This is a genomic window from Streptomyces sp. NEAU-W12 (assembly GCF_026242095.1).
GTDB lineage: Bacteria > Actinomycetota > Actinomycetes > Streptomycetales > Streptomycetaceae > Streptomyces.
The window spans coordinates 72,281-97,551 of record NZ_JAPJDM010000004.1 but is presented as its reverse complement, the minus strand read 5'-3'; the positions used below and the strand labels follow the sequence as shown (position 1 = coordinate 97,551).

Annotated in this window: 18 protein-coding genes and 1 pseudogene; 9 read left to right on the top strand and 10 right to left on the bottom strand. The window is 73.0% G+C overall.

Translation table 11 applies throughout. The features are described from left to right. Window positions 1-252: 252 nt before the first annotated feature. From ORI94_RS06625 to ORI94_RS06615, 3 genes are all read right to left on the bottom strand, one after another. Window positions 253-1,815, bottom strand: coding sequence for an MDR family MFS transporter (locus tag ORI94_RS06625; RefSeq protein ID WP_416237789.1), 1,563 nt, complete (start codon window positions 1,813-1,815; stop codon window positions 253-255). A gap of 90 nt (window positions 1,816-1,905) precedes the next feature. Then, window positions 1,906-2,625, bottom strand: a complete 720-nt coding sequence (locus ORI94_RS06620; RefSeq protein ID WP_266073598.1) for a TetR family transcriptional regulator — start codon at window positions 2,623-2,625, stop codon at window positions 1,906-1,908. 232 nt (window positions 2,626-2,857) lie between these two features. Further along, entirely contained in the window at window positions 2,858-3,187 is a 330-nt protein-coding gene (locus ORI94_RS06615; RefSeq protein ID WP_266073404.1) for a TraR/DksA family transcriptional regulator, read from the bottom strand. A gap of 283 nt (window positions 3,188-3,470) precedes the next feature. Here ORI94_RS06615 and ORI94_RS06610 point away from each other — a divergent pair, with 283 nt between their 5' ends. The 4 genes and pseudogenes from ORI94_RS06610 to secD all read left to right on the top strand — a co-directional run. Then, a complete protein-coding gene (locus ORI94_RS06610) occupies window positions 3,471-4,433 on the top strand; it encodes a HAMP domain-containing sensor histidine kinase (protein ID WP_266073402.1) in 963 nt (320 codons plus the stop codon). Then, window positions 4,430-5,095, top strand: coding sequence for a response regulator (locus ORI94_RS06605; protein ID WP_266073400.1), 666 nt, complete (start codon window positions 4,430-4,432; stop codon window positions 5,093-5,095). The genes ORI94_RS06610 and ORI94_RS06605 overlap by 4 nt, the downstream gene beginning before the upstream one ends. Continuing rightward, entirely contained in the window at window positions 5,092-5,619 is a 528-nt protein-coding gene (locus ORI94_RS06600; RefSeq protein WP_266073398.1) for a hypothetical protein, read from the top strand. Before ORI94_RS06605 ends, ORI94_RS06600 begins: the two co-directional genes overlap by 4 nt. Window positions 5,620-5,664: 45 nt before the next feature. Then, window positions 5,665-7,833 (top strand): annotated as a pseudogene (gene secD / locus ORI94_RS06595) (protein translocase subunit SecD); the annotation flags it as partial. A gap of 30 nt (window positions 7,834-7,863) precedes the next feature. On the opposite strand, the gene ORI94_RS06590 reads toward secD, so the two are convergent. After that, entirely contained in the window at window positions 7,864-9,939 is a 2,076-nt protein-coding gene (locus ORI94_RS06590) for an ABC transporter ATP-binding protein (protein WP_323056029.1), read from the bottom strand. Between the two features lie 496 nt (window positions 9,940-10,435). On the opposite strand from ORI94_RS06590, the gene ORI94_RS06585 reads away from it, so the two are divergent. Both ORI94_RS06585 and ORI94_RS06580 read left to right on the top strand, forming a co-directional pair. Further along, window positions 10,436-11,533, top strand: coding sequence for a mechanosensitive ion channel family protein (locus ORI94_RS06585; RefSeq protein WP_266073395.1), 1,098 nt, complete (start codon window positions 10,436-10,438; stop codon window positions 11,531-11,533). 150 nt (window positions 11,534-11,683) lie between these two features. Continuing rightward, window positions 11,684-13,903 carry an NADP-dependent isocitrate dehydrogenase gene (locus tag ORI94_RS06580; RefSeq protein ID WP_266073393.1) on the top strand — a complete coding sequence of 740 codons (2,220 nt, stop codon included), beginning with the start codon at window positions 11,684-11,686 and terminating at the stop codon, window positions 13,901-13,903. Between the two features lie 114 nt (window positions 13,904-14,017). On the opposite strand, the gene ORI94_RS06575 is transcribed toward ORI94_RS06580, so the two are convergent. Then, window positions 14,018-14,359, bottom strand: coding sequence for a DUF5713 family protein (locus ORI94_RS06575; RefSeq protein WP_266073392.1), 342 nt, complete (start codon window positions 14,357-14,359; stop codon window positions 14,018-14,020). A gap of 98 nt (window positions 14,360-14,457) precedes the next feature. Between ORI94_RS06575 and ORI94_RS06570 the strand changes: the two genes are divergently transcribed. Continuing rightward, window positions 14,458-15,291 (top strand): N-formylglutamate amidohydrolase, encoded by an 834-nt coding sequence (locus ORI94_RS06570; RefSeq protein ID WP_266073390.1) that lies wholly within the window; start codon window positions 14,458-14,460, stop codon window positions 15,289-15,291. A 78-nt stretch (window positions 15,292-15,369) separates the two neighbouring features. Here the strand turns inward: ORI94_RS06570 and ORI94_RS06565 are convergent, their stop codons facing one another. Genes ORI94_RS06565 through ORI94_RS06555 form a run of 3 tightly spaced genes read right to left on the bottom strand, consistent with a single transcriptional unit; the run spans window position 15,370 to window position 17,977 of the window. Continuing rightward, window positions 15,370-15,894 (bottom strand): hypothetical protein, encoded by a 525-nt coding sequence (locus ORI94_RS06565; RefSeq protein WP_266073388.1) that lies wholly within the window; start codon window positions 15,892-15,894, stop codon window positions 15,370-15,372. Window positions 15,895-15,899: 5 nt separating this feature from the next. Beyond that, the gene (locus ORI94_RS06560; protein ID WP_266073386.1) at window positions 15,900-16,475 is read right to left on the bottom strand and encodes an RNA polymerase sigma factor; all 576 of its coding nucleotides are present in this window, start codon (window positions 16,473-16,475) and stop codon (window positions 15,900-15,902) included. A gap of 59 nt (window positions 16,476-16,534) precedes the next feature. Continuing rightward, window positions 16,535-17,977 carry a S8/S53 family peptidase gene (locus ORI94_RS06555; RefSeq protein WP_266073384.1) on the bottom strand — a complete coding sequence of 481 codons (1,443 nt, stop codon included), beginning with the start codon at window positions 17,975-17,977 and terminating at the stop codon, window positions 16,535-16,537. A 243-nt stretch (window positions 17,978-18,220) separates the two neighbouring features. On the opposite strand from ORI94_RS06555, the gene ORI94_RS06550 reads away from it, so the two are divergent. After that, window positions 18,221-20,812 carry a CHAT domain-containing protein gene (locus tag ORI94_RS06550; RefSeq protein WP_266073597.1) on the top strand — a complete coding sequence of 864 codons (2,592 nt, stop codon included), beginning with the start codon at window positions 18,221-18,223 and terminating at the stop codon, window positions 20,810-20,812. Window positions 20,813-20,858: 46 nt separating this feature from the next. Here ORI94_RS06550 and ORI94_RS06545 read toward each other — a convergent pair whose 3' ends face one another. Continuing rightward, window positions 20,859-22,745 carry a LuxR C-terminal-related transcriptional regulator gene (locus tag ORI94_RS06545; protein WP_416237786.1) on the bottom strand — a complete coding sequence of 629 codons (1,887 nt, stop codon included), beginning with the start codon at window positions 22,743-22,745 and terminating at the stop codon, window positions 20,859-20,861. 96 nt (window positions 22,746-22,841) lie between these two features. Here ORI94_RS06545 and ORI94_RS06540 point away from each other — a divergent pair, with 96 nt between their 5' ends. After that, window positions 22,842-23,927 carry a M12 family metallopeptidase gene (locus tag ORI94_RS06540; protein ID WP_266073382.1) on the top strand — a complete coding sequence of 362 codons (1,086 nt, stop codon included), beginning with the start codon at window positions 22,842-22,844 and terminating at the stop codon, window positions 23,925-23,927. A gap of 166 nt (window positions 23,928-24,093) precedes the next feature. Here the strand turns inward: ORI94_RS06540 and ORI94_RS06535 are convergent, their stop codons facing one another. Next, entirely contained in the window at window positions 24,094-25,032 is a 939-nt protein-coding gene (locus tag ORI94_RS06535; RefSeq protein WP_266073380.1) for a TauD/TfdA dioxygenase family protein, read from the bottom strand. Between the last annotated feature and the right edge of the window lie 239 nt (window positions 25,033-25,271).

The following is a 25,271-nucleotide window of genomic DNA, read 5'->3' as shown; positions in this document are numbered from 1 at the left end:
GGTCGAGCAGGTGGCGCACAGTGGGGTGTTCGACCGTGCGCCACCTGCATCCGTGCGGCCGTACCGAGAGGGGGCCGGGGCGCAGGCCCTGGCGGTGGGTGGTCAGGCGGGCGAGGACGGGAGGCCTGCACGGCCCGGCCTCCGGGCCGGACGGCTCCCGTGGCACGGCCGGGCCGGTCGCATACCGGGCGGAGGTCCTCCGGACACCTCCCGGAAGACCTCCGCGCGCCGGTGCCCCGAAGGGCGTTCGTCTCAGCCGACGCCGGCCGGTGACGCCTTCGTACCGGCGGACTCGGCGGACTCGGCGGTGAGCCGTTCCATGCCGCTGGTGTCCTTCAGCGGCTTCTCCTTGATGAACAGCACCGCGATCACCGCGAGGGCCGCGACGGGCGTGGCCACGAGGAAGAGATCCGCGGTGGCGACCCCGTAGGCGTGCTCCACGATCCCCCGCATCGGCTCGGGCAGTGTCGCCATGTCGGGCACCGCGCCCTCGCCCGAGCCGTTCGCCCCGGCCGGGACGCCCGCGTCCGTCAGGCCCTCGGCCATCTCGCCGGCGACCCGGTGGGCGAGGATCGCCCCGAGCACGCTGGTACCGATCGTGCCGCCCATGCTCCGGAAGAAGGACAGCACCGAGGTGGCGGCGCCCAGCTCGGTCGCGGGAACGTCGTTCTGCGCGGCCAGCACCAGGTTCTGCATCAGCATGCCGACGCCGATGCCCATGACGGCCATGTAGACGCTGAGCAGCCCGAAGTGGGTGTCGGCCTCGATGGTGGACAGCAGTGCGAGGCCCGCCGTCATGATGACGGAACCCGCGACCAGGTACACCTTCCACCGGCCGGTGGCGGTGATGATCTGCCCGGCGACGGTCGAGGAGACGAGCAGGCCGAGGATCATCGGCAGGCTCATCAGGCCGGCGACGGTCGGGGACTTGCCCAGGGAGATCTGGAAGTACTGCGAGAGGAAGACCGTGCCGCCGAACATGGCCACACCCACGAGCAGACTCGCGACCGTGGTGAGCGTCACCGTGCGGTTGCGGAAGATGCCCAGGGGGATGATCGGCTCCGGCACGCGCGCCTCGACGACGACCGCGGCGATGAGCAGCAGCACTCCCCCACCGGTCAGGGCGGCGGTCTGCCACGAGATCCAGTCGAACTCGCTCCCTGCGAGGGAGACCCAGATGAGCAGGGCGCAGACGCCCGCGACGATCAGGAAGGCGCCCAGGAAGTCGATCTTCGCTTCGCGGCGGACGGTGGGCAGTTTCAGGGTGCGCTGGAGCAGGGCGATGGCGAGCAGCGCGAACGGTACGCCGATGAAGAAGCACCAGCGCCAGCCGAGCCAGGAGGTGTCCACCATGACACCTCCGACGAGCGGTCCGGCCACGGTGCCGACGGCGAAGACGGCGCCGAAGACGCCCGCGTACTTGCCGAGCCGGCGCGGCGGGATGATGGCCGCCATCACCACCTGTGCCAAGGCCGTGAGTCCACCCGCGCCGATGCCCTGCACCACGCGGCTGAAGATCAGCAGTTCCACGCCGTGGGAGAAGCCCGCGAGCAGCGAGCCGACGACGAACAGGGAAAGGGACAGCTGGAGCAGCAGCTTCTGGTTGAACAGGTCCGACAGCTTGCCCCACAGGGGCACCGTCGCCGTCATCGCCAGCAGTTCGGCGGTGATGACCCAGGTGTAGGAGGACTGGCTGGCCCCCAGGTCGGCGATGATGCGCGGAAGCGCGTTGGCGACCACGGTGCCGGCCAGGATGGCGACGAACATGCCGGCCATCAGCCCCGACATGGCCTGGAGTATCTGCCGGTGGGTCATGGGGGTGGGTGACGCCTCTGCGGGCGCCGGTGTTTCGGTCACTTCAGCTCTTTCACAGACGTTCGAAGGTCGGGTGAGGGACGGACCCGCTCAGGCTTCGTCCACCGGCTCCACCGGCTCCACCGGCACGGCCGGCTCCGGGAGTCCGGCGGCCAGGTGCTCGAACACCGTCCGGAAGACGGCCTCGAGGGTGGTCTCCTCCTGCCGCACGCACCAGTGCTCCACGGCGATACGGACGGCCGTGGAGCCGACCGCGGCCAGCAGCCTCGGATACAGCCCCAGGGCCTTCCTGCGCAGTTCCCCCTCGGACGTCCCGAAGGGAGGGCGGTCCCCGGCGAACAGCGGCGAACCGGCACCGATGCGCTCCGCGAGCGTCTCGGCCAGAGTGAACTCGTCCTCGATGTGGGCGCCGAAGCTGCGTGCGAGCAGGTGCGGTGACCTGCGCAGCACCTCGGAGTGCAGCCGCCACAGCTCGTGCTGCCGTCCCACTTCTCCCAGCTCCGCGGCCAGCGCGTCGCGCAGCGCCACCAGCGGGGGCGTGTCGGCGGGCGCGTCGAGCACCGCCTGCCGGACGCGCGCGCCCGACTCCGCGCCCACCATCACGAACGCGTCGTCACGGGAGTCGAAGTAGTTGAAGAAGGTCCGGGGGGACACGCCGACGGCCTCGCTGATCGCGTCGACGGTGACGTTCTCCGCGCCGTGTTCCGCCGCCAGCCGCACTGCGGCCGCCGTCAGGGCAGCGCGGGTCTCCCGCTTCTTCCGTCCCCGAAGCCCGCCCTCTGCGGGATCTCTCTCACGCACGTCGTGCAGGATACGCAAAAATGCAGATCCTGCAAAAAAGTATCCGCCTCCTGCCTTTCTGGTGACCACGACCACGACCACGGCCGCGGCCCTCAGGGACGGTGCCGGGTCAGGAGGGCCGGGCCGACTGGATCATGCGGTCCTCGGATGTGAGGACCTCCTCGTGCTCGTCGATCGTCTGGTGGGTCACCACTTCACCCCCTCGGGCAGAGCGGGAGAGGACCACGGACGGGCCGGGGGGTCAGGCCGCGCGGCTCTGGCACGAGACGCAGTACCGGGTGTGCGGCAGGATCTCGAGCCGCTCCGCCGGGACGGGCCTGGCGCAGCCCAGGCAGGTGCCGTAACTGCCGTCCTCGACGCGGGAGAAGGCCTCGTCGATCTCCTCCAGGACACGCCTGACGGAGTCCCGCTGGTGGGCCAGCAGGTGATCGTCGGGGCTCTGTCCGGTGTCGTCGAGCGCCTTGAGCTGTGCCACCCGTGTGGTGCGCGCGTGTTCGAGACGCTGCCTGATCTGGTCCACGGCGGGGTGGTCGGTACGTGATTCGGTGAGGGGCGGCAGGTCGAGCGGCACGGAGAGTCTCCTCTGGTGACGGATGGCGGATCTGGCCGATCCCTCACCATCGCCGCTTCCCCGCCCGGAGCCCATGGGGCGCGGTACCCATCTGCACCGGGTCCGAGGACCCACCCCGGACGGCGTGGGCCCGCCGGGCGGGCTGAAATGGGTCGCGGAGCCCATCGACCGAAGGCCGCCGGCTCGTGCACTGTGTCCGTTCGGCTGTTCGCCGGGATCGGGAGCCGCTGCCGCATCGGGCGTCGCGGTGCCCGACAGTGGAGGCAGACCAAAGAGGAAAGGCGTGACCTCCGTGTCCCTGTACTGGCGGATCTTCGGACTCAACGCGGTGGTGCTGGGCGCGGCCACCGCGTTGCTGCTGTGGGCTCCGGTGACCGTGTCCGTGCCGGTGCTGCTGACCGAGGCGGTGATCCTGGTGGGCGGCATGGGGGTGATGCTCGTCGCCAACGCGGCCCTGCTGGGGATCGGGCTCGCCCCTCTGGACCGGGTGACCCGGCTGATGGCCACCGTCGACCTGCTGCGGCCCGGTCAGCGGCTTCCGGTGCGCGGCGGCGGGGAGGTCGCCGAGCTGGTCAGTACGTTCAACGCCATGCTGGAGCGGCTGGAGAAGGAGCGCGCCTCGAGCAGCGCCCGTGCCCTGCTCGCCCAGGAGGCGGAGCGGCGCCGGATCGCCGCCGAGCTGCACGACGAGGTCGGGCAGAGCATGACCGCCATCCTGCTGGCCCTGAAGCAGGTCGCCGACGAGGCGCCCGCTCCGCTGCGCGGCGAGATCCAGCAGGTGCGGGAGATCACCCGGGAGAGTCTGGACGAGGTCCGCCGACTGGTGCGCCGACTGCGTCCGGGCGTACTGGACGATCTCGGCCTGGTCAGTGCCGTCACCTCGCTCGCCACCGAGTTCGCCACGCACACCGGGCTGCGGGTGCAGCGCCGTTTCGACGCCGACCTGCCCACGCTGGACAACGGTACGGAGCTGGTGATCTACCGTGTGGCACAGGAGAGTCTGACCAACGTCGCCCGGCACGCCGGAGCGCGCTCCGCCACGGTGAGCCTGTACCTCGACCACGACCGGGTCGTCCTCGAGGTCACCGACGACGGCCGTGGGACCGGCGCCGCCCACGAGGGCGCGGGCCTGCGCGGTATGCGTGAACGGGCCCTGCTCATCGGGGCGACACTGGACATCACTCCCGTCTCCCGGACCGGTACCCGGATCCGGCTGGCCGTGCCCGCCGTCAGGAAGCAGTCATGAACCACCAGGCCTCACCGACCACGACCCGGGTCCTGCTCGCCGACGACCACGCCCTGGTACGCCGCGGCGTCCGGCTGATCCTCGACCGGGAGCCGGACCTGGAGGTCGTCGCCGAGGCCGGTGACGGTGCGGAGGCGATCTCCACGGCCCGCGCCCAGGAGATCGACCTGGCGGTGCTGGACATCGCCATGCCCCGGATGACCGGTCTGCAGGCCGCCCGTGAGCTGTCCGCGCTGAAGCCGGGCCTGCGCATCCTGATGCTGACGATGCACGACAACGAGCAGTACCTGTTCCAGGCGCTCAAGGCCGGGGCCGGCGGGTACGTCCTGAAGTCGGTCGCCGACCGTGATCTGGTCGCCGCCTGCCGGGCCGCGATGCGGGACGAGCCCTTCCTCTACCCGGGAGCGGTCACCGCCCTGATCCGCAACTACCTCGACCGGGTCCAGCACGGCGAGGAGGCACCCCGGCTGCTGACGCCGCGCGAGGAGGAGGTGCTCAAGCTGGTCGCCGAGGGACACTCGTCGAAGGAGATCGCCGAGTTGCTCTTCATCAGCGTCAAGACGGTACAGCGGCACCGCGAGAACCTGCTGAACAAGCTGGGGCTGCGGGACCGCCTGGACCTGACCCGGTACGCCATCCGCGCGGGGCTCGTCGAGCCTTGAACGCCACCCCGCCGGGACGTGCCGCCCGCACCGCCCGCCTTCCGCTCCGCGCCGTCGCGGTCCTCGCCGCCCTGGCCTCCGTCCTCCCGACCCTGGGGTTCGGCCTCACCGACGGCCCACGGGCGGTCCGCGCGGCGCGGTCACCGGTCCGCGACGCCCCGGCGGCTCCCGGCCCTGCGGCTCCCGGCCCGTTCGGCCCCGCTCCCGCCGTACCCGGCGCCCCTGCGCCCGAGAGGCCGGGGCCGTCCGCTGCGGATCCCTCCGCCGCGCCCGGGGCCGGCTCGTCCGACGCCCGTCCGCACACCGACGACGGCCGCACCGCCCGTACCGTCCCGCTCAGGCCGCAGCGCGACGCCGGGGAGCGCACGGTGCCCGCGGGCCATCTGCTCTTCACCCCCGCGCACACCCCCCGTATCCCGCCGCGGCCGGCCCGGCCCGCCCCGGCGGCCGGGCACGCGCCGCCCGCCGCCGCGCACATGCCGGCGGACCTCGGCCGGGCGCCGCCCGGGCCGTCCAGCACCTGAGAGTCCCGTTCCTCTTCCTCTCCGCCGCGTGCTCGACCGGCCGCGGTGCGACTGCTGGAGTCCTCCGTGAAAAGTTCCGCCCGTATCCGGGCGTTGTTCGCCCTCGTCGTGATCGCCGTGTCCGTCTACATCGCCGCGACGGTCCCCGTCCGCCTGGGGCTCGACCTGCGCGGCGGCACCCAGATCGTGCTGGAGACCCGCTCCACCGAAACCCTCGAGGCCGACGGTGAGGCGACCGACCGCACGCTCGAGGTCCTGCGCGGCCGGATCGACGGGCTGGGCGTCGCCGAGCCCACCATCGTCCGCTCCGGTGACAACCGGATCATCGTCGAGCTGCCCGGTGTGCAGGACCCGCGGCAGGCCGCCGAGGTGCTGGGCCGTACCGCGCAGCTCACCGTCCACCCGGTGCTCGGACCCGGTACCGGGTCCGACCCCGGCGACCCGCTGCCGAAGGGCGAACGCGTCCTGTCCGACGAGGCCGGGGAGCGGCTCCACCTGGCCCCCGCCGCGCTGACCGGCGAGGACGTGGAGGGCGCCGAGGCGGCCTTCGACCAGCAGGGCGCCGCCGGCTGGCTGGTCACCGTGGACTTCAAGGACGACCGGGGCTGGGCGAAGCTGACCGGCGAGGCGGCCTGCCACCCGGCGGGCGATCCGCAGCGCCGGGTCGCGATCGTACTGGACGACAAGATCATCTCTTCGCCGCAGGTCGATCCGTCCGTGGCCTGCGGTGCCGGTATCACCGGCGGGTCCACCCAGATCACCGGTTCGTTCACCAGCGACGAGTCCCGCGAGCTCGCCCTGCTCATCAGCGGCGGCGCCCTGCCGGTGCCGGTCGAGACGGTCGAGCAGCGGACCGTGGGCCCGACGCTGGGTGCCGAGGCCATCGAGGCGAGCGCCTGGGCGGCCGTCGTCGGCACCGCCCTGACCGCGGTGTTCATCATCGTCGTCTACCGGCTGATGGGTCTCCTGGCCACCCTGGCTCTGGTGTGCTACGGGGTGATCTCCTACGCCGCCCTCGCGGCCCTCGGCGCAACGCTGACCCTGCCGGGACTGGCCGGTTTCGTCCTGGCGATCGGCATGGCCGTCGACGCCAACGTGCTGGTCTTCGAACGAGCGCGCGAGGAGTACGGCCATCGCAGCCGGCCCAGCAGCCGTTCGGCGCTGACGGCCGGGTTCAAGGGCGCGCTCAGCGCGATCGCCGACTCCAACATCACCACCCTCATCGCGGCGGTACTGCTGTTCCTGCTCGCCTCCGGTCCGGTGAAGGGCTTCGGCGTCACCCTGGCCATCGGTGTCGTCGCCTCCATGATCAGCGCGCTGGTGATCACACGGGTGTTCGCCGAGTTCGCCGTGGCGCGCCGGTGGGTGCACCGCCGGCCGAAGATCACCGGTCTGGCCTCCGTCGGCCGGGTCCGCGCGTACCTCACCCGCCGCGACCCGCAGCTGATGCGCCGCCCGCGCCGCTGGCTGGCGGTGTCCGCCCTCGTGCTCGTCGTCACCGGCGCGGGCGTCCTGGTGCGCGGGCTGGACTTCGGTGTGGAGTTCACCGGCGGCCGCCTGATCGAGTACTCGACCAGCAGCACGGTCGATCCGGACCGGGCCCGGGCGGCCCTGGCCGACGCCGGTTTCCCGCAGGCCGTCGTGCAGTCCTCCGGGGACAACCGGCTGACCGTGCGCACCGAGGAGCTGAGCAACGCCGAGGCGGTCGAGGTCGCCGAGGCCGTCGGCGAGGTCGGCGGCGGAGCGGAGAAGGTCCGCGACGAGCTGATCGGTCCGAGCCTCGGCGACGAACTGCGCCGCAACGCGCTGATCGCGCTGGGCCTGGCCCTCGGCGCCCAACTGGTGTACCTCGCCGTCCGGTTCCGCTGGATGTTCGGCACCGCCGCGGTCAGCACCCTGGCGCACGACGTGGTGATCCTCACCGGCGTCTTCGCCTGGCTGGGCAAGCCGATCGACGGGGTCTTCCTGGCCGCGCTGCTCACCGTGATCGGCTACTCGGTGAACGACTCCGTGGTGGTCTTCGACCGCATCCGGGAACTGTGGGCCAAGAACCCGAAGGCTCCCCTGGCCTCGTCCACCAACCGGGCGGTCCTGCAGACGCTGCCCCGTACCGTCAACACCGGTATCGGTGTGCTCTTCATCCTGACCGCGCTGGCGGTGCTCGGCGGTGACTCGCTCACCGACTTCGCGCTCGCGCTGCTGATCGGCATCGGGGTGGGCACGTACTCGTCGGTGCTGACCGCCTCACCGCTCGCCATCGAGCTCGACGCGCACAGCGGAGGGCCTGGTGGCGGTGGTCGTGGGCGTGGGAGCGCCGGCCGCAGTCGTGACCGGGGCAGGCGTGGCCGTGGCGGTTCGAAGAGCGGGAAGTCCGGCGACGGGGAGGGTTCCGTGCAGACCAGGGCGGACTCCCGTGGCGAGTGACGCGGGGCGGCCCTCCGCGGGCCACCGCAGGGAGCCGTAGGCGGCACAGGCGGCACAGGCGGCACAGGCGGTACAGGTGCGGGCGCCGAGTGCCAGGAGTTCCTCGTGCGTGCCCCGTTCCACGATCCGGCCCTCCTCGACGACCAGGATCAGGTCCGCTGCCCGGACGGTGGACAGCCGGTGCGCGATGACGATGGCCGTCCTGCCCTCCAGGGCTTCCGTGAGGGCCTCCTGGACGGCCGCCTCGGAGGTGTTGTCCAGGTGGGCGGTGGCCTCGTCGAGGAGGACGACCCTCTGCCGGGCGAGGAGCAGCCGGGCGATGGTCATGCGCTGGCGTTCACCGCCGGAGAACCGGTAGCCGCGCTCCCCCACCACCGTGTCCAGGCCGTCGGGCAGGGAGCGTACGAGGCCGTCCAGGCGGGCGCGGCGCAGCGCGTCCCACAGGTCGGGCTCGCTCGCGGCGGGCGCGGCGAGCAGCAGGTTGGCGCGGACGGTGTCGTGGAAGAGGTGGCCGTCCTGGGTGACCAGGCCGAGGGTGTCGCGCAGCGACTGCGCGGTGAGGTCGCGGACATCGACGCCGCCCACGCGCACCGCGCCCGAGTCGACGTCGTAGAGGCGCGGCAGCAGGTGCGCGATGGTCGACTTGCCGGCGCCGGAGGAGCCGACGAGGGCCACGGTCTGCCCGGGTTCGGCGCGGAAGGAGACGCCGTGCAGGACCTCGGTGCCGCCGCGCGTGTCGAGGGAGGCGACCTCCTCCAGGGAGGCGAGGGAGACCTTGTCGGCGGAGGGGTAGCCGAAGCGGACGTCGTCGAACTCGACGGAGACCGGACCGTCGGGCACGTCGCGGGCGTCCGGCTTCTCCTCGATGAGCGGCTTCAGGTCGAGCACCTCGAAGACCCGCTCGAAGCTGACCAGGGCGCTCATCACCTCCACCCGTGCCCCTGCGAGGGAGGTCAGCGGGGCGTACAGGCGGGTCAGCAGCAGCGCGAGGGAGACGACCGCGCCGGGTTCCAGGGAGCCGCGCAGGGCGAGGTGGCCGCCGAGACCGTAGACGAGAGCCAGGGCGAGGGCGGAGACGAGGGTGAGCGCGGTGATGAACACGGTCTGGGCGGTGGCCGTCCGTACGCCGATGTCCCGGACCCGGCGGGCGCGCAGCGCGAACTCCTCCGACTCCTCCTGCGGGCGGCCGAAGAGCTTGACCAGGGTGGCGCCGGGCGCGGAGAAGCGTTCGGTCATCCGGGTGCCCATGGCCGCGTTCAGGGCGGCGGCCTCGCGTTGCAGGCCGGCCATGCGGCGGCCCATGCGCCGGGCGGGGACGACGAACACCGGCAGCAGGACCAGGGCGAGCAGGGTGATCCGCCAGGACAGGGTGAGCATCACCGCCAGGGCGAGCACCAGCGTCACCACGTTGCCGACCACGGTGGACAGGGTGTTGCTGAAGGCCCGCTGGGCGCCGATCACGTCGTTGTTGAGACGGGAGACGAGCGCGCCCGTGCGGGTGCGTGTGAAGAAGGCGACCGGCATCCGCTGCACGTGGTCGAAGACGGCGGTCCGCAGATCGAGGATGAGTTCCTCCCCGAGGGACGCCGACAGTCTCCGGCCGAGGATGCCGAGCGCCGCCTCCACCACCGCGATCAGCGCGATGAGCAGGGCCAGCCGGACGACCGTGGCCGAGTCGCCGCCGGTCACGATGGTGTCGACGACGCGGCCGGCCAGTACGGGGGTGGCGACGGCGAGCAGCGCGGTCGCGGATCCGAGCAGGACGAAGAGGGTGATGCGGCGGCGGTGCGGGCGGGCGAACCCCGTGATGCGGCGCAGCGTCCGGCGTGCGAAGGGACGGCGTTCCTCCTCCGCGGTCATGACGCTGCGCAGCTGGGTCCAGGCTGTGGTTTCCATGCTCATGCTGGGAAAGGTAGGACCTCAACCATTATTGAGGTCAAGACCTCTCGCCGGCACGAAGGAGGCGCGGCCCGTCCGCCCCCGGGGGGCCGCCGCGTGCACCCGGCGGGGCGCGGTCCTCGAGCGGCTGCCGGCGGCACGGCTGCCGGCCGCCCGGTTCGCGGTGGGCGGGCGACCACGGGGGGCGCCGGCGTTCCGGGCCGTCACGGCGTGGCTGCCGTCGCCGACCGGAGCGCCGGCGCCGGGCGCGCCGGTGCGGCCGAAGGTGATCCGACCAGGAGGGCAGCAGTCCGTCCCGCGGCCACGGCGTGGTACGAACTGCCCTTGCGGATACGGCAGGATGAGCGATCGTGCCGACCACCGGCCGGCCGGTTCGGCACGGCACGCCCTCCCGGGCCGCACTCTCCCGGGCATCCCCGAACACGAGCAGGTGACGAGACGTGACACGACATCACATACGGTCCGCGGCAAGGGTGTTCGCCGGAGGTGAGCGATGACGCGCGCGCTCACCATGAACGACGCGCTGTACGCCGGTATCGCGCTCGTCGCGGGCCTGCTCGCGGCGTTCCTGCTGCGCATGCTGCTGCGCTGGCTCGGCCGGCACGCGGACCGCACCCAGTGGCGCGGCGACGACGTCGCCGTGGACGCCCTGCGCATGATCGCGCCGTGGGCGGCGGTCGCGGGCGGCGGCGCGTCGGCGGCGGCGGCGCTGCCGCTGACCCGGACCGTGCAGCACAACGTCAACCAGACACTGACGGTGATGGTCATCTTCGCGGCGACGGTGTCGGTGTCCCGGGTGATGGCCGGCCTGGTGCAGTCGGTGACCCAGGCCCGGTCCGGCGTCGCCGGCTCGGCCACGATCTTCATGAACATCACCCGGATCCTGGTCCTGGCGATCGGCTTCCTGGTGGTGCTCCAGACGCTGGGCATCTCCATCGCCCCGCTGCTCACCGCCCTCGGCGTCGGCGGTCTGGCGGTCGCGCTGGCGCTCCAGGACACGCTCGCCAACCTGTTCGCGGGCATCCACATCCTCGCCTCCAAGACCGTCCAGCCCGGTGAATACATCCGGCTGAGCAGCGGCGAGGAGGGCTATGTCGAGGACATCAACTGGCGTCAGACGACGGTCCGCGAGCTCTCCAACAACCTGGTGGTCATCCCCAACGGGCAGCTCGCGAAGACGAACATGACCAACTTCATGCGTCCCGACCAGGAACTGACCATCCTGGTGCAGGCCGGGGTGTCCTACGACAGCGACCTGGAGCAGGTGGAACGGGTCACCATGGAGGTCGTCGCCGAGGTGATGACGGAGATCACCGGGGCGCTCCCGGAGCACGAGCCGGCGGTGCGTTTCCACACCTTCGGCGACTCCCGCATCGGTTTCACCGTGATCCTGGGCGTCGGCGAGTTCAGCGACCAGTACCGGATCAAGCACGAGTTCGTCAAACGGCTGCACCGGCGCTACCGCGAGGAGGGCATCCGCATTCCGTCGCCCGCGCGGACGGTGGCGCTGCAGCAGGGCTCGGTGGTCTTCCCGCAGCAGCGCGGCGCCGAGCCGGAGCCGGGCGACATGACCGCGTCCCGGCCGGTCTGACGTACGGCGGGCCGGCCGGTCCGGCAGGGGACCGGACCCCATGGGGGCGGTACGGTCGGCCTCCCCACCGCCCGGACCCCTGTCGAACTCGGGGCGCGTACGGGATATCTTGATGTCGAGCAATGTTGCAGACGTGGAGCGGAGCACCCGGTGACTGACTCGACCATCATCTATACGCACACTGACGAGGCCCCCGCCCTGGCGACGTATTCGTTCCTGCCGGTGGTCCGGGCGTACGCCTCCCAGGCCGGTGTCCCCGTGGAGACGCGTGACATCTCGCTGGCCGGACGCATCATCGCCGTGTTCCCGGAGCACCTCACCGAGGACCAGCGCATCCCGGACGCCCTCGCCGAGCTCGGCGAGCTGGCGAAGACCCCCGCGGCCAACATCATCAAGCTGCCGAACGTCTCGGCGTCGATCCCCCAGCTCAAGGCGGCGGTCGCCGAGCTCCAGGGCCAGGGCTACGCGCTGCCGGACTACCCGGACGACCCGAAGACCGACGAGGAGCGCGAGATCCGCGCCCGCTACGACAAGATCAAGGGTTCCGCCGTGAACCCGGTTCTGCGTGAGGGCAACTCCGACCGCCGCGCCCCCGCCTCGGTGAAGAACTACGCCAGGAACCACCCGCACCGCATGGGCGCCTGGACCTCCGGGTCCAGGACCAATGTGGCGACGATGGGCGAGAACGACTTCCGCTCCACCGAGAAGTCCGCGGTGATCGCCGAGGACGGCGCGCTGCGCATCGAGCTGGTCGGCGACGACGGCACCACCACGGTGCTGCGCGAGTCCGTACCCGTCCTGAAGGACGAGGTCGTCGACGCCTCCGTGATGCGGGTCGCCGCGCTGCGCGAGTTCCTCACCGCGCAGGTCGCCCGCGCCAAGCAGGAGGGTGTGCTGTTCTCCGTGCACCTGAAGGCCACGATGATGAAGGTCTCCGACCCGATCGTCTTCGGCCACGTGGTGCGCGCCTTCTTCCCGAACACGTTCGCGCGGTACGGCGAGCAGCTCGCCGCGGCCGGCCTCAGCCCGAACGACGGTCTGGGCGGCATCTACAAGGGTCTCGAGGGCCTGCCCGAGGGCGCCGGGATCAAGGCGTCCTTCGACGCCGAGCTCGCCGAGGGGCCGAAGCTGGCGATGGTCGACTCCGACAAGGGCATCACCAACCTGCACGTCCCCTCGGACGTCATCGTGGACGCCTCCATGCCGGCCATGATCCGCACCTCCGGCCACATGTGGGGCCCCGACGGCCAGGAGGCCGACACCCTCGCCGTCCTGCCGGACTCCAGCTACTCCGGCGTCTACCAGGCCGTGATCGAGGACTGCCGCGCCAACGGCGCCTTCGACCCGTCCACCATGGGCTCGGTGCCGAACGTCGGCCTGATGGCGCAGAAGGCCGAGGAGTACGGCAGCCACGACAAGACCTTCGAGATCCCGGTCACCGGCACCGTCCGTCTCGTCGACCAGGCCGGCAACGCGGTCCTGGAGCAGGCCGTCTCCGCCGGTGACATCTTCCGCGCCTGCCAGACCAAGGACGCGCCGATCCGCGACTGGGTCAAGCTGGCCGTCACCCGCGCCCGCGCCACCGGCTCCCCGGCCGTGTTCTGGCTGGACGAGACCCGCGCCCACGACGCCCACCTGATCGCCAAGGTCGAGCGGTACCTGGCCGAGCACGACACCGAGGGCCTGGACATCCGCGTCCTGAACCCGGTCGAGGCCACCAGGCTGTCGGTGGAGCGCATCCGCCGCGGCGAGGACACCATCTCGGTCACCGGCAACGTGCTGCGCGACTACCTGACCGACCTGTTCCCGATCCTGGAGCTGGGCACCAGCGCCAAGATGCTGTCGGTCGTCCCGCTGATGGCGGGCGGCGGCCTGTTCGAGACGGGTGCGGGCGGTTCCGCGCCCAAGCACGTGCAGCAGCTGGTCAAGGAGAACTACCTGCGCTGGGACTCCCTGGGCGAGTTCTTCGCCCTGGTGCCGTCCCTGGAGCAGTTCGCCGAGACCACGGGCAATGCCCGCGCCAAGGTCCTCGCCGACGCCCTCGACCGCGCCACGGCGACCTTCCTCAACGAGGACAAGTCCCCGAGCCGTCGCCTCGGCGGCATCGACAACCGCGGCAGCCACTTCTACCTGTCCCTGTACTGGGCGCAGGAGCTGGCCGGGCAGACCGACGACGCGGACCTGGCGAAGACCTTCGCCCCGCTCGCCGAGACCCTCGCCGCGAACGAGCAGAAGATCGTCGACGAGCTGGTCGCCGTCCAGGGCGAGCCGGCCGAGATCGGCGGCTACTACCAGCCCGACCCGGCGAAGGCCGCCGCGGTCATGCGTCCGTCCGCCACGTGGAACGAGGCGCTGGCGTCGCTGGGCTGACGCCCCCGGGCAGCCCTCGAAGGCTTCCCGTTCCGCCCCGGCCGGCAGCACGCCCGGCCGGGGCGGAGCCGCGTCCGGGGGCACGGGCCGCCGCCTCCGGCCGCCCCTGTCGGTTCACCACTCGCGCGGGGCGATCAGCTCCTCCACGTCGGCGTCCGTGAACCCGTAGGCCTGGGCGACGAACCAGAAGTCCCCGGCTATCGCCTCACGGGCCACCGTCTCGATCTCGCTGCCCGCCTCCACGAACGCGGTCTCCAGGTCGTTGACCTCCTCGGTCGCGGCGTGGGTGAGGAGGTGGAGAGCGGGCAGGCCGACGGGCCGCTCCGCCTCGATCCGCGCGCACAGGGCGAGCAGGACGTCGCGGCCCCGGTCGACGACGTGGTCCGGGTAGTACCCGTCCCGGTACAGGTCCCGGAGGAACGGATGGGCGGTGACCTGTGCGTTGGTGAGGGGCATGGGATCGGTCCTCGGTCTCGGTGCGTCGCTGCGTTGTCAGTGGTGTGTGGCACCTTGATCCTGCCGTGCACCACTGACAACGCCCCTGGAGCAGCCGTATGACCGATGTCCCGCCGGTACCGCACCCCCCCGAGGCCCCGCACGCCCCGCAGCCCTTCCGTCTCCTCCCCGGTGCCGGGGACTCCCCCGTGATCCTCCATGTGCCGCATTCCTCACGGGAGATACCGGCCGAGGTGCGGTCCGGGATCGTGCTGGGCGACGCGGCGCTGGAACGGGAACTGGACCACATCACCGACGCGCACACCGCCGCGATCGCCGGGGCCGCCACCGGGGCGGCCGGGATCACTCCGTGGCGGTTCGTCAACGAACTGTCCCGACTGGTGATCGATCCCGAGCGGTTCCCGGACGAACGGGAGGAGATGCTGGCGTCCGGGATGGGCGCGGTCTACACCCGGACCACGCACAAGGAGGCCCTGCGGCCCGACGGGTTCGAGCACGGGCCGCTGATCGAGCGGTACTTCCGTCCGTACGCACAGGCCATGACCCGGGCGGTGGCGGACCGTCTGGCGGCCACCGGGCGGGCCGTGATCATCGACGTCCACTCCTACCCCACCGCACCCCTGCCCTACGAACTTCACGGCGAGGGCCCCCGGCCGCCGGTCTGCCTGGGCACCGACGCCTTCCACACGCCGGCCGGCCTGCTCGACGCGGCCCTCGAGGCCTTCGCGCCCTGCGGGGAGACGGGACTCGACAGCCCGTTCGCCGGGACGTACGTACCGCTGGAGTTCTTCGGGAAGCGGGCGGAGGTGACGGCACTGATGGTGGAGATCCGCCGGGACACGTACATGACGGAGCCGGGCGGTCCCGCGGGGCCGGGCCTGCGGCACCTCGCCTCGGCCCTGGGGGCCCTGGTGGACGCGGTGTCACGCTGACCGGGCGCGGTCCCGCCCGCCACCCGGTCGTGCGCGGCGTACGGCGCAGGGCCGGCGGTGCCCGGTCCTCGGTACGGCTCAGGTGCGCAGCCACTCCGTCTCGACCACGTCCCCTGCGGTCCGCAGGCGCAGGGCGAACGGGCCGGCGGGCGGGGTGGCGCCGGTGAAGCGGCCCATGTCGTCGGCGACGAGGGAGGAGCCCGGCCGCGGTCCGCCCAGCACCTCGATCCGGGCCGGCTGGGGCGGCAGCAGCTGCCCCATGAGGCCGTGCGCGGTCACCTCGACGTCCACGGTCATCTCGCCCACGCTGAAGGTGAGCATCCGCGGCGGGTCCTCGGCGCCTCTGACCGGGACGGCGTCGACCAGCGAGTCGAAGGTCAGCTCGGCCACCCTGGCGTCCAGGTCGTGCAGCGCGTAGGCGTCCACCGCGATCTGCAGCAGCGCCGGCGGCAGCGGGTCCAGGACCGCGGCGGCCTGCCGGAGTTCCTCCTCCAGCGGGTCGGCGGCGTCCGCGGCGGCGGGATCCGCCGCCCCGGGGTGCTCGTCGAGCGCGCCGTCGCCGGGACCGTCGTCCATCCCGTCCATCCCGTCCATCCCGTTCATGCCGTTCACATCGCCCCCCGCGCCTCGATCCGGGCCCGCAGCCGGCGCAGGCAGCGCTGGCGCAGGGGCCCGATACTGCCCACCGCGATACCGAGCGCGGCGGACACCTCCTGATAGCTGGGCGGCGGCGAGGCGATCAGCACGCGCAGCAACTGCCTGCACCGGTCGCCGAGTTCCTCGAACTCCTGCCACATCCGCCGTACCCGTTCGCTCTGGACCGCGGCTTCCTCGGACTCCAGCAGCGACTGCTCCGGCGTGCCGTCCTCGCTGACCCTGTCCAGAAGCTGCGGGTCGTCCGTCAAGGTCAGCCGGCGCGCGTTCCTGAGCACCTTCAGGCACTCGTGCCGCGCCGTGCTGGCCAGCCAGGCCCCGGTCTTCTCCGGTTCACGGATGCGCCCCAGGTTCTGTGCGAAGCGGAACCAGACCGTCTGGTAGACCTCGTGCGCGTCCGCGTCGGAGAGCCGGTGGGCGCGCACCACGGACCACACCAGGGGGCCCAGTCCCTCCACGATCGCCTTCCAGGCCGCCGCGTCGCCGCCGACGGCGGACTGGACCAACGCGCCGACATCACTACGGTCCACGTCCCCACCCCTCGTGTACGGCACGTCATCGTACGCCGCGGAGGGGACGGTTTTGGACCTCATGTCCGGGCGGAGGGGAGCGCGACCGGCGTGGGACGCCAGGTGGCCGGGACGAGCGCCGGTACGTTCGCCCCGCGCACCTCGGCGACGTCGCCGTTCGCGTCCATCAGCTGCTGCCGGGCCTTGCGCGGGTCGGTCTCGGCCCGCGCGGTCATGTGGGCGGCGACCATGCCGACGACGACGGGGGTGGCGAACGAGGTCCCGCTCCACTGGGCGAGGCCCTCGAACATCACCTGGTCCGGCTTGCCGGAGCCGCCCTCCTCACTGAGGACGCCGGTGTGCCGGGGGTGGCTGCAGGTGCAGGCGTAGCCGAAGCCGTAGCGGCAGGCGTCGTAGGTGGAGTGCTGGTACACGTACGGCACGGGGGTCTCGAAGCCGGTGAGCGCGCTGGTGAGGCGCTCTCCGGGTGCGTAGGCCCTCACCCAGGCGCCGTGGTTGCTGAAGCAGGCGCCGAAGTCGCCGTCGCCCCGCAGGGCGCCGATCGACAGGACGGCGTTCTCGAAGCCGGGGAGGTCGGCGTAGGCGGCGGGCCAGAACGGCGTGGCGCTGGAGTTGTTGCCGGCGGCGGCGACCAGCAGGGTGCGCTGCCGCCTCAGTTCCCGCATGAAGGCGTCGACGCCGAGCAGGCCGTCGGTGCGGCCGTTGGAGGTGCCGGCGGAGAGGCTGATGACGTCGGGCCAGCCGCCTTGGTCGACGGCCTCGAACAGCTTCTCGCCGAACTCGGACTCCAGGATGGCACCGGCGTCGTTCAGGGTGCCGCGGACGGTGATGTCCGTGTGGGGGGCGACGGCCGCGACGAGTCCCGCGATGAACGTGCCGTGACCGCAGTACTGCCTCAGGACGCCGTCCTCCCCGCACTCCTCGACCTGGGCGTCGCCCCGGGTGCGGGCGAGGAGCGGGTAGGACCGGTAGTCGTTCATGAGGCCGGTGTCGATGACGAGCACACCGACGGCGTCGGTGCCGGCGCCGGTGCCGGCGTGTGCGCCGTCGGCGACGGCCGGGTTGGGCTGCGCGTCGGCCCCCACGGGGACGGGCTCGTCACCGGGGCAGGCGTTGACGGCGATCGACACCACGTGGTTGCGGCTGACCAGCCGTCGGCCGGTGCGGCCCTCCGGCTCCCGCAGGGCGCGCAGGGCGCCCGCCACGGCGGGGTCACCGCTGCCGTCGCCCTGCCCGGGGTCGGCGACCTGGATGCGGGTGATGCCCGAGCGGTTGGTCTCCGGACCCGCCCGGCGCACGTGGTCGGCGGTCAGTCCGGCGAAGGTGGTGAAGTGCTGCCGCACGGTGTCCTCGACGAGGCGGGCCTCCTCGCCGTCGCGGGCGAGCACGACGCCCTTCTCGTAGAGGAACTCCCCCGCGTCGTCCGGGCCGATCGCCAGGGGGACGTCGGGCATGGAGCGCTGGATCTGGCTGTACTGCTCACGGAATCGCTGGGGTGCCATGGCGTGTCCTCCACCGGGGCGAGGGCGGCCGGGGCCGCGGGAGCTGTCGTAGAGCGGAGTCGATAGCGGAGTCGATGTCGTCGGGCCGTGCCGCCGTCCGACGGCACCGGTGGAACGGCGCGTCGTGAACCAGAGTCGTGGGAACGGCGTTTGATACAACGTCACACCTGTGGGGCGCGGTTGCGGAGCACTACCATCCATGAGGTGACAGCGGGAAGCGAATCGGTGCTGGAACTGCTGCCGATGGTGTTCGCCGCCCCGGGCGAGGCCCTGGCGGGGGCGGAGAAGGTGCTGGACGGCCGTCCCACGCCGCTGCACGCGTCCGTCGCCCACCAGGTGATCGGCATGTGGCAGCGGGACTTCGGCGACATGCGGCTGGCCCTGACCCATCTGCGGCGGGCCCGTGACTGGGCGGCGCGCGCGGACTCGGCCGAGCGGGAGGCGGACGTCCTGGGCACCCTCGGGGTGGCGTTGGTGCACGCGGGGCGCACTCGGCAGGGCATGGACGCCCTGAGCCGTGGCGTCGCGCGGTGCACCGGGCACACACGCGCGCGCGTGCTGTTCCGGCGTGCGTACGCGTGGTGGGTGCTGGGGCATCACAAGGAGGCGCTGGAGGACGTACGGCGGGCGATCACCGTGCTGCGGCAGGTGGACGACGTGATCTGGACGGCGCGTGCCCTGACCCTGCGCGCGACGGTGCACCTGGCGCTGGGCGCGGTGGAACGGGCCGAGGCCGACTTCACCGCGGCGGAGGCGCTGTGGGACACCACGGGCCAGGAGCACGACAAGGCGGACGCCGTGGAGAGCCGGGGTCTCGCCGCGTTCCGCTCCGGTGACGTCCCGGCGGCGCTCAGGCTGCTGGACGAGGCGGAGGAACGCTACGCCAGGCTCGGCACGCCGACGTTCATGCTCGACATCCGGCGCTGCGAGGTGCTGATGGCGGCGGGACTGGCGTCCGAGGCGCTGGCCGGGGCGGACGCTGCGGTCAAGGCGCTCGACGGGATCGGCGGCCAGTCCACCCGCAAGGCGGAGTTGCTGCTGGCCGCCGCGCGGGCGGCCCGGCTGACGGACGACCCGCAGACGGCGATCGCCCGCGCGGCGCTCGCCGTACGGCTGTTCGCGGGGCAGCGGCGCACCTGGTGGGAGACGCACGCGCGGCTGGTGCTGATCGAGGCGCGGCACTCGGCCGGACGCGGTTCGGGGCGGCTGGTGGCGGAGGCGGCCGCGGTGGCCGACCGGCTGGCCGCGCTGGGCGCGCCGACGGCGCCGGAGGCGTCGCTGCTCGCGGGCCGGATCGCGCTGGACCTCGGCTGGACGGCGGACGCCGAGCGGCATCTGGCGGTCGCCGCCCGCAGCAGACGCAGCGGGCCTCCGCTCGCGCGGCTGACGGGCTGGGCGGCGCAGGCGTTGCGGGCGCAGGCGGCCGGGTCCGCGCGGGGGGTGCTGGAGGCCTGCCGGCGGGGGCTCGACGTGCTCGACGACCACCGGACGACGCTGGGCGCGTCGGAGCTGCGGGCCCGTGCCACCGCGCAGGGCGCTGAGCTGGCCGCCCTGGCACAGCGGGCGAGCCTGGTCTCGGGCGGGCCGCGGCGGCTGCTGGTGTGGAGCGAGCGCTGGCGGGCCACCGCGCTGTCCACGCCGCCCACCCGGCCCCCTGCCGACCCGGCGCTGCTCAGCGGTATGACGGCCTACCGGGAGATCGCCGCCCGCGCGGAACAGGCGCGGAGGGACGGCAGGACCGTACCGGCGCTGGAGCGGGAACAGCGGCGCCTGGAGCGGGAGATCCGCTCCCGCACCCTGCACGTGCGCGGCACGGCGACCGACGGCCGGGGACGGTTCGACGTCGGGGACAGGTTCGACGTCGGCAGGCTGCTGCGGCGGCTGAGCGACGGTGGTGACGTCCTGCTGGTGGAACTCGCCGTGCTCGACGGGCGGGTGCAGGTGCTGCTGTGCGGGCAGGGGCGGGTACGGCGGTTCGAGGCGGGGCGGCTGGCCGCGGCGGAGACCGAGGCCGAGCATGTGCAGGCCGGGCTGCGGCGCCTGGCCCATCCGGGAGCTCAGGCACGGCTGCCGGTGGTGGAGGCCGCGGGCGGGCGGCTGGAGGAGCTGCTGCTGGGTCCGGCGGCGGCGCATCTGGGCACCGGTCCGTTGGTGGTCGTACCACCGGGGCGGCTGCACCGGGTGCCGTGGGCGCTGCTGCCGTCGCTGCGGGACCGGGTGTTCAGTGTGTCGCCGTCGGCGAGCGGCTGGCTGCGCGCGCGGGAGACCGCGCCGCCGCCCGGGGGCCGCCAGGTGCTGGTGCGCGGCCCCGGGCTCGCGACGGGCGGCGCGGAGGTGGCGGAGCTCGCCGGCCGGTACGGCGGGGCGCACGTCCTGGAGGGGGACGAAGCGAGAGTGGAGCGGGTCCTGGAGGAACTGGACGGGGCCGAGCTGGCACACATCGCCGCGCACGGCGAGTTCCGTGCGGACGGCCCCCTGTTCTCCTCGCTGCGGATGGCCGACGGGCCGCTGATCGTGCACGACTTCGAGCGGCTCGGCCGCAGCCCGTACCGGATCATCCTCTCCTGCTGCGACACCGCGCGGTTCGCCAGCGTGGGCGCGGACGAACTCCTGGGCCTGGTCACGGCGTTGCTTCCGCTCGGTACCGCGGGCGTGGTGGCGTGCAGTGCGCCCGTCAACGACGCCGCGGTGGTGCCGTTGATGCTCGCGCTGCACAAGGGGCTCGACGCGGGCCTTTCCCTGGCGGAGGCCCTGCGCGACGCGCGGGCCTGTCTGCCGGGCGACGCGGTGCACCGGGCCACCGGGTGGTCGTTCTCGGCGTTCGGCGCGGCCTGAGCGGAGTTCTCGAAGGCCGGGTACGAGGGTCAGACGGGCTCGAGGGTCAGACGGGCCGGGCCTCCCGGGGTTCGGCCGGCCGGGGCTCCGTCAGGCCTGATGCGGCCGACCGGGGTTCCGTCGGCCGGAGTTCCGTCAGCCGGGGCAGGGCGGTGCGGCCGCTCGCGCCGAGGCGGGTGTAGGCGCTGTACAGGTGGTTGCCGACGGTCCGGACGGACAGGGTGAGGCGTTCGGCGATCTGCCGGTTGCTGAGGCCGGTGGCGGCGAGGGCGACGATCTGCCTCTGCCGTGCGGTGAGTTCGCCCAGTACCAGCCCCGCGAGCGCGGGGGTGCGGGCGCCCTGGCAGCGGCGGGCGAGGGTGATGGCTCGGGTGCGTGCGGTGCGGGCGGCACCCGGGTCGCGGTGGGCGGCGGCGGCCTGCGCGTAGGCCTCGGCCGCGAACAGCAGGAAGCCGCGCTGCTCCAGTTGCCCTGCCGCGCGGTCCAGGGCGGGACCGTCGGCCTGCGCGAGGGCGTCGGCATGGTCGGCGAAGACACCGGTGAGCCGCCCGGCGGCGCGTTCGGGGGTGCCCAGGCGGACGGCTTCGTAGGGGTCGTGGCAGGGGTGGCCCAGGTGGGGGGCACCGGGGGCGTTCCGCATCCTTGTCGTGCCACCCGACTGTGCTTCGGCGAGGGCGAGTTCGGCTTGGCAGGAGGGGCCGGAGGGTGTCGTACGCAGTCCCTCGCGGGCCCATGCGGCAGCCTCCCGCACCTCGCCCCGCAGCCGCGCGAGCCGGGCCCGCAGCGCCGCGTACTCGGCGGGCACCGGGGCGCCCTCCGCCACCAGCCGGTCCCCCACGGGCGCCGGGGCCGTCCGGACGTCGTCCTGTTCGATCAGCGCGGTGAGGGCGGCGGACTCGGCGGCCAGGGCGGCTCCGTACTCCTCGGGGGCGCGGGCCAGCCGTCGCGCCCGCAGTCTGCCGGCCGCGGCCCGCAGGACGGAGCCGTGCAGGGCGTGGGCCAGGCGGAGCATCCCCTGATCGTCGACGTGGACCAGTCCGTCGCCCTCAAGGCGTTCGAGCGCGGCGAGGTCGAGACCGTCCGGGCCCTGCGGGTTCACCGGCAACGGTTCGGCGAAGGCGAGGCGGTCGAGCGTCTCGCGCTCGCCGGGGCCGGTACGGGCGAACAGGCGGGCGGTGCGTTCGCGGACGGCCGGGGTGAGCGGCACCGGGCCGCGCCAGGCCCACTCGGCGGTGCCCGGTACGCGGGTGAGCCGCCCGTGTTCCCGCAGCGCGCCGAGGAGTTCGCGCAGCAGCCGCAGGTCACCGCCGGCGAGGCGGTGCAGCCGGTCGACGGTGAGCGGCTCCAGGGGCCGACCGTCCGGGTCCGCCGCGACCAGCGGTGCGCTCTCCTCGCGGGGCAGTGGCTCCAGGGCCAGTCGGGGCAGCAGTTCACCGGTCCACAGCCGGGACACCGCGGCGGGTACGGGGGCCCCGTCGGTGACGACGACCAGCAGCCGGGTGTCCGGCCGTACGGCGAGTTGGTGGACCAGGGCGGCGGAGGAGTCGTCGAGCAGATGGGCGTCGTCGACCAGCAAGGCCCTTGCTCCGGAAAGGAGCCGGACCGCGCGGTGCAGGGTGACCGATTCCGGCAGCAGCGGGGCGAAGGCGGCGAACGGCATCCGGTGGGCCTGCGGGGTTCCCGCGACCCCGGCGCAGCCGGTACCGCGGACGGCCTCGGTCACGAGCCGGGTCTTGCCCCACCCCGCCGGCCCGGTCACCACGAGGCCGCGCCGGGCACCGGTCAGCGAGCGCCGTATCAGCCGGAGTTCGTCCTCACGGCCGGTGAACGGCCAGACCGGCAGGGGCTCCGGCGCCACCGCGTCCCTGGCGTACGACGCCTTGTCCCTCTCGTGCTCGTACGGCGTGGTCGTGTTTCCCGGGAAAGTCGTCACGGCAACAGGAGCGGGGATGCTCACCCCTGATACAGGGCGGGTCGAGCAGACCCCGACTCAGGCGCCCAAGGCCCTGCGTGGGGCACCCTGTCGGCCATGCCCCCTCGCTACTGCTCGCTGCCGCGGCAGCCCGCCCCCGCCTTCGCGCCGGGGCTCGCCGCCGAGCGGCTCGGCGCGCTGACGGCCGGGCGGCGGATGTGGGTCAACGGCACCGTGCTGCACTACTTCTTCTTCCACGGCGACCTCGAGGGGTCGGTCATTCCCGTGCCGGGCACCGGCCGGACCCGCTGGGTGTCGTGGGGTGGTGCCGAGAAGCAGCAGGACGTGGTGCGTGCGTGCTTCGCGGAGTGGCAGGACCTCGGGATCGGGCTCACCTTCACCGAGGTCCGCGACCGCTCGGAGGCGGAACTGCGCATCGGCTTCCAGTCCGGCGGCGGCTCCTGGTCGGCCGTGGGCAGGGAGGCGCTCCTGGCCGGTGTGCACGAGCGCACCATGAACTTCGGCTGGGACCTGACCGCGTCCGGGGAGCGCGGGACGGCCCTGCACCAGACAGGGCACGCCCTGGGCATGCTGCACGAGCACCAGAGTCCCCGCGCCGGTCTCCACTGGGACGAGGAGGCCGTGTACGCCGAGCTCGCGGGCCCGCCCAACCACTGGAGCCGGGAGCGGACACATCGCAACATCCTGCGCCAGCTGGACGCGAACGAGGTCAACGGCCCTGTCTGGGACGCCGATTCGATCATGGGGTACGCCTTCGCGCCGGGGCTGATCCTGGAACCGGAGCAGTACCGCGGTGGCGTCCATCCGCCCGGCTCCCTGTCCGCGGCCGACAAGGAGTTCGCCCTCGGCCGGTATCCCCCGGCCGAACGGCCCGGCCCGCCCGCGCTGGTGCCGTTCCGCTCGGTACCGCTGGGCCTCGGCCCCGGCGAACAGGCCGACTTCCGCATCGACCCGGTGGAGACCCGCGCGTACACGGTGGGCACCTTCGGCGACGGCGACCTGGTCGTCGTGCTGTTCGAGGAGCGGGACGGGGAGCCCCGCTACCTCGCCGGGCACGACGACGGAGGGACCCCGCACAACGCGACGCTCGCGGTCCGGCTCGTCAAGGGCCGCCGCTACTTCGTCCGGATCCGCCTGTACTCCGCACGGGGTTCGGGCGAGACGGCGGTCATGTGCTGGTAGCAGCACCGGGCCGCTGCGACGGACGCCACGACCACTGTCCGGCGCCGGGGGAGCGGTCGGACGTCGGTCACCTTCGGGGGAGGGTGGCCGGCGCCCGGCCCACGCCACCCGCCGGCCCCACGGGACCGGACACGCCTTTGCGGGGAGCGGCGGTCGGCAGGGGCGCTCAGTAAGGGCGGTCGCCGGCGATGGCGACGCGCTCGGCGACCCGGCGCCCGCTGCCGTAGTCGTTGACGGCGTAGTGCTGGGTGGCGCGGTTGTCCCAGAAGGCGATGTCCCCCGGCTGCCAGCGAAAGCGCACCTGGAACTCCGGAACGTGCGCCTGCTGGAAGAGGTACCGCAGCAGCCGGTCGCTCTCGTCGCGGGTCATCCCCGTGATGTGGGTGGTGAAGGAGGTGTTCACGAACAGCATGCGCCGCCCGGTCTCGGGGTGGGTGCGCACGACCGGGTGCTCCACGGGCGGGAACCGGTCCTGATGGGGGATCAGCCGCTCGGGCCCGTAGAACCTGGCGAAGCCGGGGATGAAGTCGTGCACGGCCCGGGCGCCCTCGATGCGGTCCTTCACCTCCTGGGGAAGGTTGTCGTAGGCGGCCGCCATGTCCGCCCACATGGTGTCCCCGCCGAACGGGGGCACCTCGCGCACCTGGAGGACGGCGCCGAGCGCGGGCCGCTCCCGGAAGGTGACGTCGGCGTGCCAGACGTTCTCGTAGGTCGGGGTGGCCGGGTCACGCTTGTCGAAGCGGACGACGTCCTCGGTGGAACCGGTGGCGAGCAGCGGGTTCGTCTCCAGCTCGCCCCAGTGGCCGGCGAAGGCGCGCTGCTGGTCGGAGGTGAGGTGCTGGCCGCGGAAGAACAGCACCTTCCACTCCAGCAGGGCCCGGTTGAGTTCCTCGTGAAGCCCGGGGCCGAGCGGGCGTGCGAGGTCGACGCCCTTGATCTCGGCGCCGATCGTGCGCGCCTGCGGGACGACGTCGAACCGTTCGTAGGGGCGTTCCTGCTGCCCCTCGGGCAGCCGGCGCAGTGTGCGCCGTCCCTCGTGCATCCCGTCCTGCGGGATGCGCGCTTCGCGCAGGCCGACGGCCGGACCAGCGTGCGTGACGGTCATGAAGTGCTCCTTCTCGTGTCTGCGCTTCGCCGCGGTGTCCGGCGTCCGCGGGAGACGGGCGTGCGGACGGCCTTGGAAACGGCCGGGACGGCCGGGGCGGTGATGTCCGGGGCGTCCGCCGCAAGGACGGGAGCGCGGTCCGGTTTCAGGGTCGGGGTGCGTCGAGCCTGCGGCTCAAAGGCAGCCGGTTATCGACCGGAGCGTTCACAGCCGATTCGGTCCGGGACGCGCAGAGGCCC

Coding starts and splice junctions, on each gene's coding strand:
- ORI94_RS06625 (WP_416237789.1), bottom strand. CDS start 1,815: ATGACCCACCGGCAGATACTCCAGGCCATGTCGGGGCTGATGGCCGGC.
- ORI94_RS06605 (WP_266073400.1), top strand. CDS start 4,430: ATGAACCACCAGGCCTCACCGACCACGACCCGGGTCCTGCTCGCCGAC.
- ORI94_RS06590 (WP_323056029.1), bottom strand. CDS start 9,939: ATGGAAACCACAGCCTGGACCCAGCTGCGCAGCGTCATGACCGCGGAG.
- ORI94_RS06585 (WP_266073395.1), top strand. CDS start 10,436: ATGACGCGCGCGCTCACCATGAACGACGCGCTGTACGCCGGTATCGCG.
- ORI94_RS06575 (WP_266073392.1), bottom strand. CDS start 14,359: ATGCCCCTCACCAACGCACAGGTCACCGCCCATCCGTTCCTCCGGGAC.
- ORI94_RS06570 (WP_266073390.1), top strand. CDS start 14,458: ATGACCGATGTCCCGCCGGTACCGCACCCCCCCGAGGCCCCGCACGCC.
- ORI94_RS06565 (WP_266073388.1), bottom strand. CDS start 15,894: ATGAACGGGATGGACGGGATGGACGGGATGGACGACGGTCCCGGCGAC.
- ORI94_RS06555 (WP_266073384.1), bottom strand. CDS start 17,977: ATGGCACCCCAGCGATTCCGTGAGCAGTACAGCCAGATCCAGCGCTCC.
- ORI94_RS06550 (WP_266073597.1), top strand. CDS start 18,221: ATGGTGTTCGCCGCCCCGGGCGAGGCCCTGGCGGGGGCGGAGAAGGTG.
- ORI94_RS06540 (WP_266073382.1), top strand. CDS start 22,842: ATGCCCCCTCGCTACTGCTCGCTGCCGCGGCAGCCCGCCCCCGCCTTC.
- ORI94_RS06535 (WP_266073380.1), bottom strand. CDS start 25,032: ATGACCGTCACGCACGCTGGTCCGGCCGTCGGCCTGCGCGAAGCGCGC.